At 40.2% G+C, this 15,108-nt stretch carries 7 protein-coding genes and 1 pseudogene; 7 read left to right on the forward strand and 1 reads right to left on the reverse strand.

Going from position 1 to position 15,108, the window contains the following annotated elements; translation table 11 throughout:
- Positions 1-353 precede the first annotated feature (353 nt).
- The 6 genes from ATS71_RS08575 to ATS71_RS08600 all read left to right on the forward strand — a co-directional run bounded on the left by ATS71_RS08575 (position 354) and on the right by ATS71_RS08600 (position 12,497).
- Complete coding sequence (locus tag ATS71_RS08575) at positions 354-3,146, forward strand: TonB-dependent receptor (RefSeq protein ID WP_058404449.1); 2,793 nt, start codon at positions 354-356, stop codon at positions 3,144-3,146.
- Positions 3,147-3,290: 144 nt separating this feature from the next.
- Positions 3,291-4,784: a tryptophan halogenase family protein gene (locus ATS71_RS08580; RefSeq protein ID WP_058404450.1), complete on the forward strand. Its 1,494-nt coding sequence runs from the start codon at positions 3,291-3,293 to the stop codon at positions 4,782-4,784.
- Complete coding sequence (locus ATS71_RS08585) at positions 4,784-6,640, forward strand: glycoside hydrolase family 13 protein (protein WP_058404451.1); 1,857 nt, start codon at positions 4,784-4,786, stop codon at positions 6,638-6,640. Before ATS71_RS08580 ends, ATS71_RS08585 begins: the two co-directional genes overlap by 1 nt.
- An 84-nt stretch (positions 6,641-6,724) precedes the next feature.
- On the forward strand, positions 6,725-8,584 hold the full coding sequence (locus tag ATS71_RS08590; protein WP_058404452.1) for an alpha-amylase family glycosyl hydrolase: 1,860 nt from the start codon (positions 6,725-6,727) through the stop codon (positions 8,582-8,584).
- Positions 8,577-10,076, forward strand: a complete 1,500-nt coding sequence (locus tag ATS71_RS08595) for an MFS transporter (protein WP_058404453.1) — start codon at positions 8,577-8,579, stop codon at positions 10,074-10,076. Before ATS71_RS08590 ends, ATS71_RS08595 begins: the two co-directional genes overlap by 8 nt.
- Before the next feature lie 9 nt (positions 10,077-10,085).
- Positions 10,086-12,497: a glycoside hydrolase family 15 protein gene (locus ATS71_RS08600; protein ID WP_058404454.1), complete on the forward strand. Its 2,412-nt coding sequence runs from the start codon at positions 10,086-10,088 to the stop codon at positions 12,495-12,497.
- Positions 12,498-12,794: 297 nt separating this feature from the next.
- Here the strand turns inward: ATS71_RS08600 and ATS71_RS08605 are convergent.
- Positions 12,795-13,803, reverse strand: a pseudogene (locus ATS71_RS08605) (LacI family DNA-binding transcriptional regulator).
- A gap of 292 nt (positions 13,804-14,095) precedes the next feature.
- On the opposite strand from ATS71_RS08605, the gene glk reads away from it, so the two are divergent.
- Positions 14,096-15,088 carry a glucokinase gene (glk, locus tag ATS71_RS08610; RefSeq protein WP_058404455.1) on the forward strand — a complete coding sequence of 331 codons (993 nt, stop codon included), beginning with the start codon at positions 14,096-14,098 and terminating at the stop codon, positions 15,086-15,088.
- The last annotated feature ends 20 nt before the right edge of the window (positions 15,089-15,108 follow it).

The raw sequence follows: 15,108 nt of genomic DNA on the forward strand, positions 1-15,108 counted from the left end.
CACATTCATATCTATTAATTAAATTTAGCTTATGGTGCATGGTTAAAATTTATTTCTTAATAATTACAGGCTGTTAAAGCACGTTAAAATCATTAGGCTATTTTGCATAATTGTAATATTTGGATGGAATTGGTTGCACCAATAAATACCATTTAAAACAGTGTGTTACCAAGTGTTATGTGAAGTTTATGTTAATTTATAATGGTTTTATAAGGCTTGAATACGTATGCATAAACTTGTTAATAAAATAAACCAAGCGTTAATATCCATCCTGACAACAAAATAAGCTCGCCTCGGTTTACTATCACTAAACAATTGAGCGGGTATCACAATATGGGTAACGGGAAAACATCATGTCTATGTTCAAACCAAGTATATTAACTCTGGCGTTAGCTGCTGCTGGCATCACTAGTTTTGCAGCAACTGCAGCTGAAGAAAAACAATTAAACAATGATGACGTGGAAGTTATCGAAGTTAAAGGTTTTCGTGGCAGTGTTGTTGAATCTATCAACACAAAACGCTTTTCTACACAGGTTGTAGAATCTATCTCTGCAGAAGATATAGGTAAACTACCTGACTCATCAATTGCTGAATCTATTGCACGTTTACCTGGTTTAACAGCGCAGCGTTTAGACGGTCGCGCAAGCAGAGTATCAATTCGTGGTTTTGGTGAAAACGAAAGTGGTACTACATTTAACGGCCGTGAACAGGTATCTATTAGCGATAACCGTGGCGTAGAGTTTGACCTTTACCCATCAGAAATAATGAGCGGTGTAACCGTATATAAAACACCCAGTGCTAGTTTAGATGCTGATGGTATTGCGGGTGTTATTAACATGCAAACAGTTCGACCTTTGAGTAAAGGCCAACGTGTAATCATGTTTAACGGCCAACTTGAGCAAACTGGTTTTGGTAAACTTAATCCAGACGGTGATGATCAAGGTTACCGTGGTACATTCTCATACATTGACCAATTTGCAGATGACACGATTGGTGTTGCGTTTGCTCTAAACACAATGAGTTCACCAAACCAAGAAAAGCGCTGGAACTCATGGGGCTACCCAGAGTTTACTGCTGAAGATGGTCAGTCATATTCTATTTTAGGTGGCGCTAAGCCTTACGTACGTTCTTCAACGCTTGAGCGTGACTCAGCTATGCTTGTATTAGAAGCGGCTCCTACGGATAAACTAAATATGACGTTTGATGCGTTGTATGTAGATTTTACAGATGAGCAAATTTTACGCGGTATTGAAGTTCCTTTCGCTTGGGGGCAAGGTAGTATTGATGCAAGCAGTGCTACAGTAGATGCAGAAAGTGGATTTATAACAAGTGCTGTAACACAAGGCCAACGAGTAGTAGTACGTAATGATTACCAAGAGCGTGATGCTGAATTAACTGCATTTGGTTTTAATACTAAATACGATATTGACGATTCTTGGTCAGTAGAGTTTGACGCAAGTTACTCGCAAGTTGACCGTAAAATTTGGAGTATAGAAAGCTACTCAGGTACAGGGCGTGGTGATTCTCGCGGTGTTGCAGATAACCTAGGCTATGCCTTTAATGGCGGCAATACTGGCGCTACTTTTTCACATGACTTAGATTACAGCGATTATGATTTAATCCAATTAGGTGGTCCGCTTTCGTGGGGCGCAAGCTCTGCACTAAACGATGCATATGGATTAACAGGTACTGAGTATGAAAACCAAGCGCAAGATGGCTTTATCAACGCACCTACCATTGAAGATGAACTTGTAACTCTTAAACTAGCAGCCTCTAAAGTATTAGAAAACGAATATTTTAGCTCAATTGAATTTGGCTTAGGTTATAAAGAACGTGAAAAGTCTAAATTTTCGCAAGGTTACTTTTTAACCTTGACTGATTTTTCTCTTGAAAATCCAGGTATGGTTAGTGTGCCTGAGCAATACCGTTTAGGCAGTGTTGGTTTAGACTTTATTGGGCTGGGCGACATGATTGCCTACGATGTAAATGGCTTAGTTAACGATGGTTACTATGAAACACTTGATGAAAGCTTAACTAGCTCTAGTCATGCTACTAAATCATGGACAGTAAAAGAAGAAATCACATCAGCATTTGTACAAGCTAATATCAATGCAGAAGTAAATGGTCTTCCATTAACGGGTAATGTGGGTGTACGTTACGTTCATACAGATCAATCGTCTCAAGGTAATGCTTTTGGTGTGGATAATAATACTGGCTTAGTCATTACTTCACCTACAGATATTGGTCACGATTATTCTCACGTTTTACCAAGCTTAAATTTATCACTTGCGATTGATGAGCAACAAACAGTACGTTTTGGCGCAGCTAAAACAATCTCACGGGCGCGCATCGATGTAATGAACGCCTCTGTTAATGCATCATATAATGATACACCGGATGAAAACGGTAACTTTTGGTCTGTATCGGGTGGTAACCCTAATTTAGAGCCAAAAGAGGCAACCGGTTACGATTTATCTTATGAAAACTACTTCAGTGATGAAGGTTACTTCTCTGCTGCATTCTTTTATAAAGATTTAACACAGTGGATTTTTGACGGTACTTACGCAATTGATATGTCGGGTGTTGCAGATCCATCTAATGGAGAAATTCCTGCAACTTCAGAGGGCACAGGTAGTGGTAAAGTCAATGGCGGCGGCGGTGACCTATACGGTTACGAGTTATCACTAGCGCTACCATTTAAAATCTTCCACCCGTCACTTGAAGGCTTTGGTTTAATTGCAAGCCATACAGGTATTGAATCTGATATTGAAGATGGAAATGGCAATGAGTACGAACTTCCGGGTCTTTCAGATAAAATTCAAAGTTTAACGGTTTACTACGAGATGCATGGTATTCAATTGCGTACCAGCATGCGTAAGCGTAGTGACTTCAAAGGTGATGTATACGGTTTAGGCTTTAATACAGAGCAAGTGAATATTATCGGCGAAACAATTTGGGATGTACAAGCTGGGTATGACTTCTCTGAAGCCGGTGTTGAAAGTCTTGAGGGTTTATCAATTCAGTTCCAAGTACAAAACTTAACAGAAGAGCCGTTTACATCGCTTTCTGGCGATAACGCGCTACAAGTTCGCGATTACCAAGATTACGGTCGTACTTACTTGTTAGGCTTTAGCTACAAGCTATAATTAAGGTTGTGTGTAGGAGCCCTTGTAATTTGTTTTACAAGGGCTTTTTTATAGCTACTTTATCTAAATTTTATCAAAATCTGATTTATACCAATCAAACCATTAAGTGCTATGTTGAGTTGGTATTAACACGTGGGCAATACTATGAAACCAATAAAAAACGTTGTTATTGCGGGTGGTGGAACCGCTGGTTGGATAGCCGCAGCGCTACTTAATAAAGTGTTAGGTAAAGTAATTAACATCACGCTTATAGAGTCCAGTAGCATTGGCACAATAGGCGTCGGTGAAGCGACCATTCCGCCTATTATTCAGCTTAACAATGCGTTGGGTATTAATGAACAAGACTTTATAAACGCCACCAATGCTTCTATAAAACTTGGCATCGAGTTCGAAAACTGGAAAACACCATCTCACAGTTACATGCATGCATTTGGCTCGTTTGGTAAAGATTTTCCCTTTTGTGATTTTTATAACTTTTGGGTAAAAGGGCAAATAAGTGGCAGTGAAGATTCGTTATGGGATTTTTCACTTAATTACCAAGCCGCTAAAAAGCACAAATTTGCACCACTTAAAGCTATTCCAAATACACAACTGCCTGGGCTTAGCTACGCTTTTCATTTTGATGCGACTCTATATGCTGAGTACTTAAAAAAATTGGCGTTATCACGCGGTGTAAAACACATAGATGCAAAAATTGAGCATATTACGCAATGCCCTAACACAGGCCAAATTAACAGTCTAACGCTTGATAATAATAGCCAAGTTGAGGGTGATTTATTTATAGATTGTACGGGGCAACGTGCACTTTTAATTGAGCAAACACTTAATACAGGCTTTGTTGATTGGTCGCATTATTTACCATGCGATAGCGCCGTAGCAGTGCAATCAACAGGAAGTGATGAATTAAGGCCTTATACACGTTCTATTGCACATAACGCAGGTTGGCAGTGGCAAATACCTCTGCAAAATAGAACAGGTAATGGGTTGGTTTATTGCAGCCGCTATTTATCTGACGAGTCAGCTACCGCGCTTTTACTCAACAACTTACCGGGTGAACCGACAACATCCCCTCGTTTAATAAAATTTAAAACAGGACGACGTCTAAAGCAATGGCATAAAAACGTTGTAGCAGTGGGCCTTTCTAGTGGTTTTTTAGAACCGCTTGAGTCCACTAGTATTCATTTAATTCAAAGTGCGGTTATACGTTTAATTAAGTTATTTCCTCACAATGGCGTTAGTGATGCGCTTGTTACTGAATTTAATAAGCAAAGTGTGACCGAGATAGAGCATATTCGCGACTTCATTATTTTACACTACAAGTTAACCGAACGAGAAGATACTCCTTTTTGGCGCCAGTGTAAGCAGATGGATATTCCTCAATCGTTAGCTCATAAAATGGATTTATTTAGGCAAACAGGCAAGGTAGTTCGAGAAAGTGACGAGCTATTTGCAGAAGTGGCTTGGCAACAGGTATGCATTGGGCAAGGCCTTATTCCCGATGATTACAATAGTATTGTTGACTCACTCAGTAGTGAACAACTAAACGATTTATTTTCTACATTAAAAGCGCTTATTAATTCAACGGTAGAACAATTACCCACCCATAAAGAATTTTTAGCCAATATAAAAAGGGTTTAATGATGCGATTTTTAAATAAACTATTACTTACAACAGCGTGTGCTTTTTCATGCTCAACCTATGCACTTGACGTTGAACCTACTAATTGGTGGGTAGGCATGAATAAAAACACGATTACCATCATGGTTCATGAGCAAAACATTGCAAACGAGCAAATTAAGTTAGCTAAATATAATGGTGTTAAATTAAATAAAGTAATGCGCACAGATAACCCAAATTATGTATTTCTAAATATTAGCATTACCGATGAAGCTCAACCGGGAACGCTTAAATTTAATAGCAGCGAAGCAAACCAAAGTTTCGAATTTCCACTACTTGCACGTGATAAAAACAGTGCAAAGCGCCAAGGCTTTACATCTAACGATACCCTTTATTTAATCAACCCAGATCGCTTTGCTAATGGTGATGAGCAAAACGATACCGTTCCTAGCATGTTAGAAGCTGCAAATCCTAGTATAAAGGGCGGACGCCACGGGGGTGATATACAAGGTGTTATAAACGCATTACCGTATTTAAACGATTTAGGCATTACTCAGCTTTGGTTAACGCCAGTACTTGAAAACAACATGCCAGATTATTCTTACCATGGTTATGCAATTACTGACTTTTATAAAGTTGACCCACGTATGGGCTCAAATCAGTTATATAAAACGCTCTCGGTAAAAGCAAAAGAGCAAGGCATAGGCCTTGTAATGGATATGGTACTAAACCATTTTGGCTTAGAGCATACCTGGGTTAAAGATAAACCTACCAAAGATTGGATTAACTTTAATGGTGAGTTTAAAAAAGGTAAAAACGCTACAAGCCATGCACGCCAAACTATACAAGACCCACACGCCAGTGAGTACGACAAGCGCCAGTTTAATGATGGTTGGTTTGTAGAAACCATGCCTGATTTAAATCAGCGCCAACCACTGTTAAGTGAATATTTAATTCAAAACGCTATTTGGTGGATTGAATACGCGGATTTAAGCGGTATTCGCGTTGATACCTACTCTTACTCAGATAAAGCATTTTTGAGTGATTGGACAAAAGCCATTATGCAAGAATACCCAGATTTTAATATTGTAGGAGAGGAGTGGACCTCTAACCCTGCAATCGCCTCTTACTGGCAACGTGGTAAAAATAATCAAGATGGCTATAAATCAAGCCTACCCAGTGTGATGGACTTTTCGTTACAAGAGTCGGTAATTCAAGCGCTAAATGAAGATGAAAGTTGGAACACGGGCTGGGTTAAAGTCTATGAGTCGTTGGCGAATGACTTTTTATACCCTGATACCAATAACATTATGGTGTTTGCTGATAACCACGATATGAGCCGTGTATACACCGAGCTTGGTCAAGATGTTGCAAAAACTAAAATGGCTATGACCCTATTTTTAACCACGCGCGGTATTGCACAAATGTATTACGGTACGGAGGTTTTACTAGATAACACCCCAAGTAAAGACCATGGTGATATTAGAATAGATTTCCCGGGTGGGTTTAAAGGCCAAACGAGTAATGGATTTACAGGTAAAGGGCTTACCTCGCAGCAAAAAGACATGCATAAAACAATTAGCACCTTGCTTAACTTTAGAAAAAGCAGCACTGCACTAGATAAAGGCAAGTTAGTGCACTTTACGCCTCAACAAGGTGTGTATAGTTATGCGCGTATTAGCGACGAGCAAACTGTGTTGGTATTTATGAATAAAAACACAAAAGAGCTAGTTAAGAATATTGAGTATATGCAGGAAGTAATGCCAAAAAATGCTAAAGCGCATAACTTATTCACCAACAAAACACAATTACTAGGTGATACAGTGGCTTTACCGGCAATGAGTGCCACCGTTTTAGTAATAAATACACCACAATAGTTTGCCTGAATACGTATGCAGCAACTGTATGGTTGCTGCACTAATCATTAGTATTAAGTGATACGCACTGACAAAAGACACACAATGAAAAAATCAGTTTATGCACCTGCAATTTTATGTAGCGCACTATTAATTAGTAGCTGCTCAGAAAGTAATAAAGATGAGCAACCCCAAGTAACACAGAGTAAAGCTAATGAGTTAGCTAAGCCTGTTGTATATCAAGTTTTCACTCGTTTATTTGGTAATACGCAAACCGCCAATGTGCCATGGGGCAGCAAAGAGCAAAACGGCGTGGGCAAATTTGCCGACTTTAACAACGCTGCGCTTAAGGGTATTAAAGAACTAGGTACCACGCACGTTTGGTATACGGGTGTATTGCATCACGCATTAGTGGGTGATTATACGCAGTTCGGTATTTCTAAAGACGATCCTGATGTTGTAAAAGGGCGCGCTGGCTCACCTTATGCAATTAAAGACTACTACGACGTAAACCCCGATTTAGCGATTAACGTCACTAACCGAATGGGCGAATTTAGTGAGCTTATTAAACGCACACATAATCATGGAATGAAGGTCATTATTGATATAGTACCTAACCATGTGGCGCGTAACTACGAATCGCTGGGTAAGCCAAAAGGTGTTAAAGACTTTGGTGAAGAAGATGACACCAGCAAAGAGTATGATAAAAATAATAATTTTTACTATGTACCAGGAAAGTCTTTTCAAGTACCTACAGATGCTAATTACCAAGTCCTAGGTGGCAATGCTCATCCACTTGCGGACGGCTTTTTTGACGAAAACCCAGCAAAATGGACAGGTAATGGTGCAAGAGCGCCAAAACCCGACATAAATGATTGGTACGAAACCGTAAAAGTTAATTACGGTGTTAAACCAAACGGCAGTTACGACTTTCCAACATTACCAAAAACTATAGCGACGCAAAATTATCGTGCTCATTATGAATTTTGGCAAGATAAAGAGCTTCCTAACAGCTGGTATAAATTTAGAGACATTGCACTTTTTTGGCTCGAAAAAGGCGTTGATGGCTTTAGATACGACATGGCCGAAATGGTACCGGTTGAATTTTGGAGCTTTTTAAATTCATCAATAAAAATGCAAAAGCCAGACGCCTTTTTATTGGCTGAAGTATACAACCCGAAAATGTATCGTGCTTATATTCATCAAGGTAAAATGGATTTCCTTTACGATAAAGTCGGCTTTTACGATACATTAAAGGCCATTATGCAAGTCAAGCAGCCAGCAAACACTATTTTTGATGCGCATAAAACCGTTGCCGATATAGAGCAACACATGCTGCATTTTTTAGAAAACCATGACGAGCAACGCATTGCCAGCCCAGACTTTGCAGGAAGTGCAGCGTGGGGTAAACCCGCTATGGTGGTATCTAACTTAATTAGTCGCGCGCCAAGCTTATTATATTTTGGCCAAGATGTGGGTGAAGATGGTTCTGAAAATGCTGGATTTGGTTCGCCAACTCGCACCAGTATTTTTGATTATATAGGCGTTCCTGCTCATCAAGCATGGATGAATAAGGGTCAGTTTGATGGTGCAAAACTCACTAACGAACAAGCTGCATTGCGTGAATACTACAAAGCAATTATGGCTTTAAATATTTTACCTGCTGTTGTGGGCGGCGATATGCAAGAGCTTACTATTACAGGCAGCGATCGTATTGTAGGGTTTAGCCGAGCGCTTGGGCAGCAAACAATTTTGGTACTCAGTAACTTTAGTGAGCAAACACAGAGTATCTCTGTTGATCTATCTCGGGATAAAGTAACAAAACTGGGTGAAAGCTCACTACTTGTTGATTTACTTGAGCAACACCAAGTGGCACTTAAAACACACTCGCAAGGCGCTACATTTAACCTGACACTTGAAGCATTTAGCAGCGCAGTATTAACAAATAAGGCTAATAATGAATAATCAAAATAATAATAGTGACAAGCCAAATCTAAGTTTTTGGCAAATATGGAATATGTGCTTTGGCTTTTTAGGCATACAGTTTGGTTTTGCCCTGCAAAACGGTAACGTGAGCCGTATATTTCAAACATTAGGCGCCCAAGTAGATGATATACCCATTTTATGGGTTGCTGCACCACTAACCGGTTTAATTGTTCAGCCCATTATAGGTTATTGGAGCGATAAAACTTGGGGCCGATTTGGCCGCCGTCGTCCGTTCTTTTTTGTAGGGGCAGTGTTAACAACGCTTTCGTTATTTATTATGCCGCATTCGCCAACCCTTTGGATTGCTGCAGGTATGTTATGGATCATGGATGCCTCGATTAACGTGACCATGGAACCTTTCAGAGCGCTGGTTGGTGATAACCTGCCAGAGAAACAACGTGCAACAGGCTATGGTTTACAAAGCTTTTTTATTGGTATTGGAGCGGTATTAGCCTCAGCATTACCCTGGATGATGACCAACTGGTTTGATGTAAGCAATACGGCAGCGGCAGGGCAAATTCCCGAGTCAGTCAAATATTCATTTTACTGGGGTGGGGTGGTTTTATTAGTAGCTGTTTTATGGACTGTGGCACGCACCAAGGAATATAGCCCAGAACAACTTGCTGAATTTGAAAAGCAAACAGCGAAGTCTACCACTGCAATTATTGCCGATATTAACTTTAACAAAGGCGCCATTATTTTTGTGGTGTTAGGTTTAGCAATTCTTGCATTAGTAATGGGGTTATCGCTTGAAAAAGAGCTTTACCTACTTGCTGGTGGTTTACTAGCATTTGGGATTGTGCAGTGGATTGCAGCAGCGCTTAAAAGTGCTAATAAAACCCAAGGTGGTTTTTACCAAGTAGTGCAAGATGTATTCACAATGCCAGAGGCCATGAAGCAGCTTGCATGGGTACAGTTTTTTAGCTGGTTTACGTTATTTGCCATGTGGATTTACACCACTGCCGCGGTGACTAGCTTTCACTATGGTAGTAGCGATGCAACTTCTAAAGCATTTAACGATGGTGCAGATTGGGTGGGTATTTTATTTGCCGCTTACAATGGTTTTGCTGCTATTGCCGCTATGTGTATTCCGTTTTTAGTTAAAAAAATGGGTCTAAAAGGAGCGCATTGTTTTAATTTATTGCTAGGCGCGTTAGGCCTTGCAAGCTTTATGTTTATTCAAGATCCTAAAATGTTACTTATACCTATGATTGGTGTGGGCTTTGCGTGGGCCTCTATTCTATCGCTACCATACGCTATGTTAAGTAACGCCTTACCAAGTAATAAAATGGGCGTTTACATGGGCATTTTTAACTTTTTTATTGTTATCCCGCAATTGCTAGCAGCCAGTATTCTAGGGCTTATTTTACGTCACGCATTTTCAAATCAGCCTATTTACGCATTACTAATTGGCGCAGCCTCATTTGTCGTTGCCGCTGTAGCCGTAATGCGCGTTAAAAATTCTAATTAAGGACACACAATGAAAAAATATAACCTTATAACTGCCTCACTTTTAACATTGGGTTTAACTGCCTGCGGTGCACAAAACACAAGCACAGATAATGAAAATATCGCTGCACAGGTTAAATCGGCACCTGGCGCGCCAGGCGCAGAGCCATTTTGGGCGTATGCAGGTAAAACAGGTATCGGCACATCGTTTGAAGAATATAAAAACGGTCAGTACAGTGACTCAGCTGCAACAGGCAATGTATCGAAAGTGTGGTTTTCTATTGCTAAAGGGATGATCACAGAAACTATGTTTGGGCTTATTCACCAAGCACAAATAAAAGACATGCAATTTATTGTTACCGGTAAAGATTTTACGGTAACCGAGGCTGATGACTTAGACGTAACTATTGATTACTTATACAAAGATGAGCAAGGCAGACCACTTTCACTAGCTTATAAAGTAACAAGTACCGACAAGCAAGGTCGCTTTAGTTTAGAAAAACATATATTTACCGACCCAGATACACAAACATTATTTGTACGAAGTGTATTTAATACTCAATTAGAGGGTTTAAAAGCCTACGTTAACGTTAACCCATACATTAATAATAACGGATTAGGTGACTTTGCTAAAACAACAGAGCAAGGGCTTGTAGCTTGGGAAGGCGATAACTATTTAACATTACAATCAAGTTCACCTTTTAAAGCGCAAACCGTTAGCTTTACAGGTGAAAGTGATGGCATAAGCTCACTTAAAACAACACAAGCAATTAGCAATCAGTATACGAATACCGGTGATGCTTCAGGTAATGTAAACATGCTTGCAGAACTCGGTGATATCAGTAACAACACCACATTTGATTTAGCTTTAAGCTTTGGTAACACGCAGCAGCAAAGTATGCAGCACGGTGAGCAAAGCTTGGCAAAGGGCTATAAAGCGGTACTTGATCACTACAACGGTAAAGGCGACGAGCTAGGTTGGCAAGACTACATACAAAGTATTGAGCCACTAGCAAGCATGGTTGAGCAAACTGCCGATAACGGCAAGCTTTTATATACCAGTGCCATGGTTTTAAAAGCACAAGAAGATAAAACACACGCGGGTGCACTTATTGCATCACTGTCAAACCCATGGGGTGAAACTGTATCTGCAAAAGAAGGTTCTACCGGTTATAAAGCGGTATGGGTGCGCGACTTTTACCAAGTAGCAATGGCATTTATGGCGCTCGGCGATACAGCCACTGCTAAAACAGCATTTGAGTACCTTGAAAAAGTACAAGTTAACAGCAATACGCCCGGCAATAATGGCGATACTGGCTGGTTTTTACAAAAAACACATGTAGATGGTGAGCTTGAATGGGTAGGTGTACAGTTAGATCAAACCGCTATGCCTATTATGCTTGCCTGGAAGTTACATAAAGCCAATGTACTTAGCGACGATGAACTAAAAAGTTGGTACGGTAAAATGCTAAAACCGGCAGCCGATTTTTTAGTTGATGGTGGCCTTGCTAAAATTTTATGGAACGACACGCAAATTACTCCACCGGCAACACAGCAGGAGCGCTGGGAAGAGCAAGAAGGTTACTCGCCTTCTACGACGGCTGCAATTGTTGCGGGCTTGATAACAGCCAGCGATATAGCAACACTTAGCGGTGACGACAAAAACGCTAAGCGTTATTTAGAAACGGCTAAGAAGTATAACAGCGAAATAGAATCGCAAATGTTTACTACAAAGGGTAATTTAAAAAGCGAAAATACCGATGGTGAGTACTTTATTCGAATCGGTCAGGATACTGATGCTAATTCAGACACCAAAATTAATGCGAATAATGGCCGTGAAGGGTTTAATAAAAAGCAAATTTTAGATGGTGGGTTTTTAGAACTTGTACGCTACGGTGTGCGTGGCGCTAACGACGAAAGCATTGTTAAAACATTGCCTGAATATGACGATGAAACGCTTGATGATAACCTACAGGTAAAATATAGCTTTAGTTTTGAAGATGGCACCGGCACATTTGCAGGCTACCGCCGCTATGGTAACGACGGTTACGGCGAAGATGAAGTAACAGGCACAAATTACGCAGAGGGCGGCGCTAACACTCCTGGGCAACGTGGTCGTGTATGGCCATTTTTCACCGGTGAACGCGGCCATTACGAAATTGCTGCAGCTAACGCTAGCAAAACACTTAATGATACTAAGCAGGCTGATATTAGAAATAGTTACGTAAAAGGTCTAGAACAGTTTGCGAATGAAGGCATGATGTTGCCTGAACAAGTTTGGGATGGCGTAGGTGTTAATAAAGCCGGTTATGAGTTGGGCGAAGGTACTAACTCAGCAACACCATTAGCGTGGACACATGCTGAGTACGTAAAGCTAGTTCGCTCATTAAGCGATAAACAAGTATGGGATTATTACCCAGTGGTAGAAAAAGCACTAAAGTAAACTTGTCTACTAAGTAAAGAAAAACCACGCTTATAGCGTGGTTTTTTTATATTTAAGGTAAAGTTATATTTGAAGCAGGGTGCTGTGTATTGAATAACTTGAACTTTGGTTAAGAGATTTATTAACCAACTAAATTTTAACTAAATTTAATTCTGTTTTTCTCTAGCAAGAATTTTTAAGTGAAAACAAGGCGAATTTACGCGTCAATAGCGAGCCTATTGCAAATAAATTTAACGCAGTTAGTGCTAAGAATAGCTGCTTTAAATAGATATATTATCCACAGTTCAGGTTAAATATTTAACTCGATCCGCGAGCAATTAACACGGGGGGTAAAAGGGTGCTTTGTACTTCTTCTTCACGAATTAATTTTAGTAAATTTTCAACGAGCATTTGACCTGCAACGGTGGTGTTTTGCTCTATGGTTGTCAGTGGTGGGTTTACAAAGCTGGCTATAGCTATGTTATCAAACCCGACGACTGCAACATCTTTAGGGACGTTAATATTTGCTTCTTTGAGTGCTCGAATAGCACCAATTGCGATTAAGTCGCTTGCTGCAAATAACGCGTTAAATTTAATATTGTTGGCAATGAGTGAGCGAGTTGCATGATAGCCTGATTCTTCCGTTGAAATAGCGTTAGCCATTTTACGTTCGTTTATAGCAATATTGTTAGCTTCTAGTTCGTCTTTAAACCCCTGAAAACGAGCAAAAAATTCTGGGCTGTGGTCAGAAGCATCGCCAATAAATGCACAGTCTTGCCTGTTGTGGGCTATAAAATGAGCCGCCGCCTGTTTACCACCGCCGTAATTGTCGCAGCACACGGTTAGATCGGGTCTATTGTCTACCGTTGCACCCCAACATACAAATTTAGTGTTTTGATCAAGCAGGGTTTTAAACTTTGGCTGAAAGTCTATGTAATCACCGTAACCGAGTAAAATAATGCCATCGGCTCTGTGGCTATCCTCGTAATCGGCTTGCACTGGCTGATTGAAACGACACTAATAAATCGTAACCTTCTTTTGCGCACGCGCGGGTAATGCTGCCCAGCATAGATAAAAAGAATGGGTTTATTTGTGATTCGTCAGAAGTCGGGTCTTCAAATAATAATAAGGCTAGCGTGCTGCTTTGCTGAGTACGCAGGTTACTCGCGTTTTTGTCGACCTTGTAATTGAGCTTTTTTGCTATGTCGTGAACACGCTTGCGTGTTTCTTCATTTACAAGCGGGCTATTTCGTAAAGCACGAGATACAGTTGATTGAGATACCCCTGCATAGTGGGCAATATCAAATGATGTAGCTTTACCTTTCATTATCACAACTTAGTTAATGTAATACACAATAGTGCCATTTTCGTTTATTAATTAAATATTTCAAGCTTTTTGTGTTTAAAGCAAATTATTTATTGATTTGACTGTGACACCGGTGTCATAATATTTATGTTTTATCATTTTGTTGTCAAAACGAATTGGCTGTTTGTAATCGCTACAGGCAGCATTTTTTCTCTGATAGCCGCTTTAGGGTGATAGCCTAAAGTAATTACACCAATGGTTTACTATTGTAGAACAAAAAAGCACTGATTGCTTAAACAAAAGAGATAACACCATGAGCCTAAACTCTTCTACCCAATTTGATCCTATCTTAGTTGCCGATATTGGTGGCACTAACGCGCGCTTTGCTTTAATTACATCGTTTGATGATACAACAAATCAATTTACTATTGAGCACAATAATACATTCCCTAGTGCTAACTTTGGCTCACTTGAAAAAGCACTGGAGCATTACCTAACAACCGTACCACACATTACACCAAAACGTGCGTGTTTGGCGGTAGCAGGCCCAATAAAGGCAGGCCAGGTTCACTTAACAAATTTAGGCTGGCACTTTAGTGTTAACGATTTTAAAGTCCATTTTGAATTGAATGAGCTTGATGTTATTAATGATTTTGCTGCTTTTGCGTACGCTGCACCTTATTTAAACCCATCGCAAAATGTTGTTATAAAAGCCGGTCAGGCAGACGATAACGCAAATATTGGCGTTATGGGGCCTGGAACGGGCTTTGGTGCGGCTTGCCTAGTTAGAACATCTCATTCTACTTCTGTTTTAAGCTCCGAAGGTGGGCATATATCACTTGCAGCGGTGACAGAACTCGACGCTTTATTAATTCAAGAACTAAAAAAAGAGCATCAACACGTTTCCGTTGAAACCGTTTTTTCTGGCCCAGGCATTACCCATTTGTATAAAGCAATGGCTGCCGTTAAAGGGCAATCGCCTAAAAACCTTGATGCTGCTCAAATTAGCAGCTTAGCAAATAGTGGCGAGTGTGATGTGTGCGATGCAACATTAAACCAGTTTTGTGATTGGATAGGCAGTGTAGCGGGTGATTTATCGTTAGCTTACGGCGCGTTAGGTGGTTTATTTATTGGTGGAGGAATATTACCGCGTATGCAAGCCCGCTTGCTCGAAAGTCGCTTTGTTGAACGCTTTTCGCAAAAAGGGATTATGTCGCAATACACAGGTCAAATACCTGTTACATTAGTAACACAAGACAACATACCTTTAATTGGCGCAGCGGCGTGTTTGCATAACGCCAAGTAGTTTTTGTTGATTGCATGTGG

Source organism: Pseudoalteromonas sp. H71 (assembly GCF_001468485.1).
Taxonomy (GTDB): Bacteria; Pseudomonadota; Gammaproteobacteria; order Enterobacterales; family Alteromonadaceae; genus Pseudoalteromonas.

Excerpts from the sequence above, each read along its gene's own strand:
- ATS71_RS08575 (WP_058404449.1), top strand. The coding sequence starts at position 354 with ATGTCTATGTTCAAACCAAGTATATTAACTCTGGCGTTAGCTGCTGCT.
- ATS71_RS08580 (WP_058404450.1), top strand. The coding sequence starts at position 3,291 with ATGAAACCAATAAAAAACGTTGTTATTGCGGGTGGTGGAACCGCTGGT.
- ATS71_RS08585 (WP_058404451.1), top strand. The coding sequence starts at position 4,784 with ATGATGCGATTTTTAAATAAACTATTACTTACAACAGCGTGTGCTTTT.
- ATS71_RS08590 (WP_058404452.1), top strand. The coding sequence starts at position 6,725 with ATGAAAAAATCAGTTTATGCACCTGCAATTTTATGTAGCGCACTATTA.
- ATS71_RS08595 (WP_058404453.1), top strand. The coding sequence starts at position 8,577 with ATGAATAATCAAAATAATAATAGTGACAAGCCAAATCTAAGTTTTTGG.
- ATS71_RS08600 (WP_058404454.1), top strand. The coding sequence starts at position 10,086 with ATGAAAAAATATAACCTTATAACTGCCTCACTTTTAACATTGGGTTTA.
- glk (WP_058404455.1), top strand. The coding sequence starts at position 14,096 with ATGAGCCTAAACTCTTCTACCCAATTTGATCCTATCTTAGTTGCCGAT.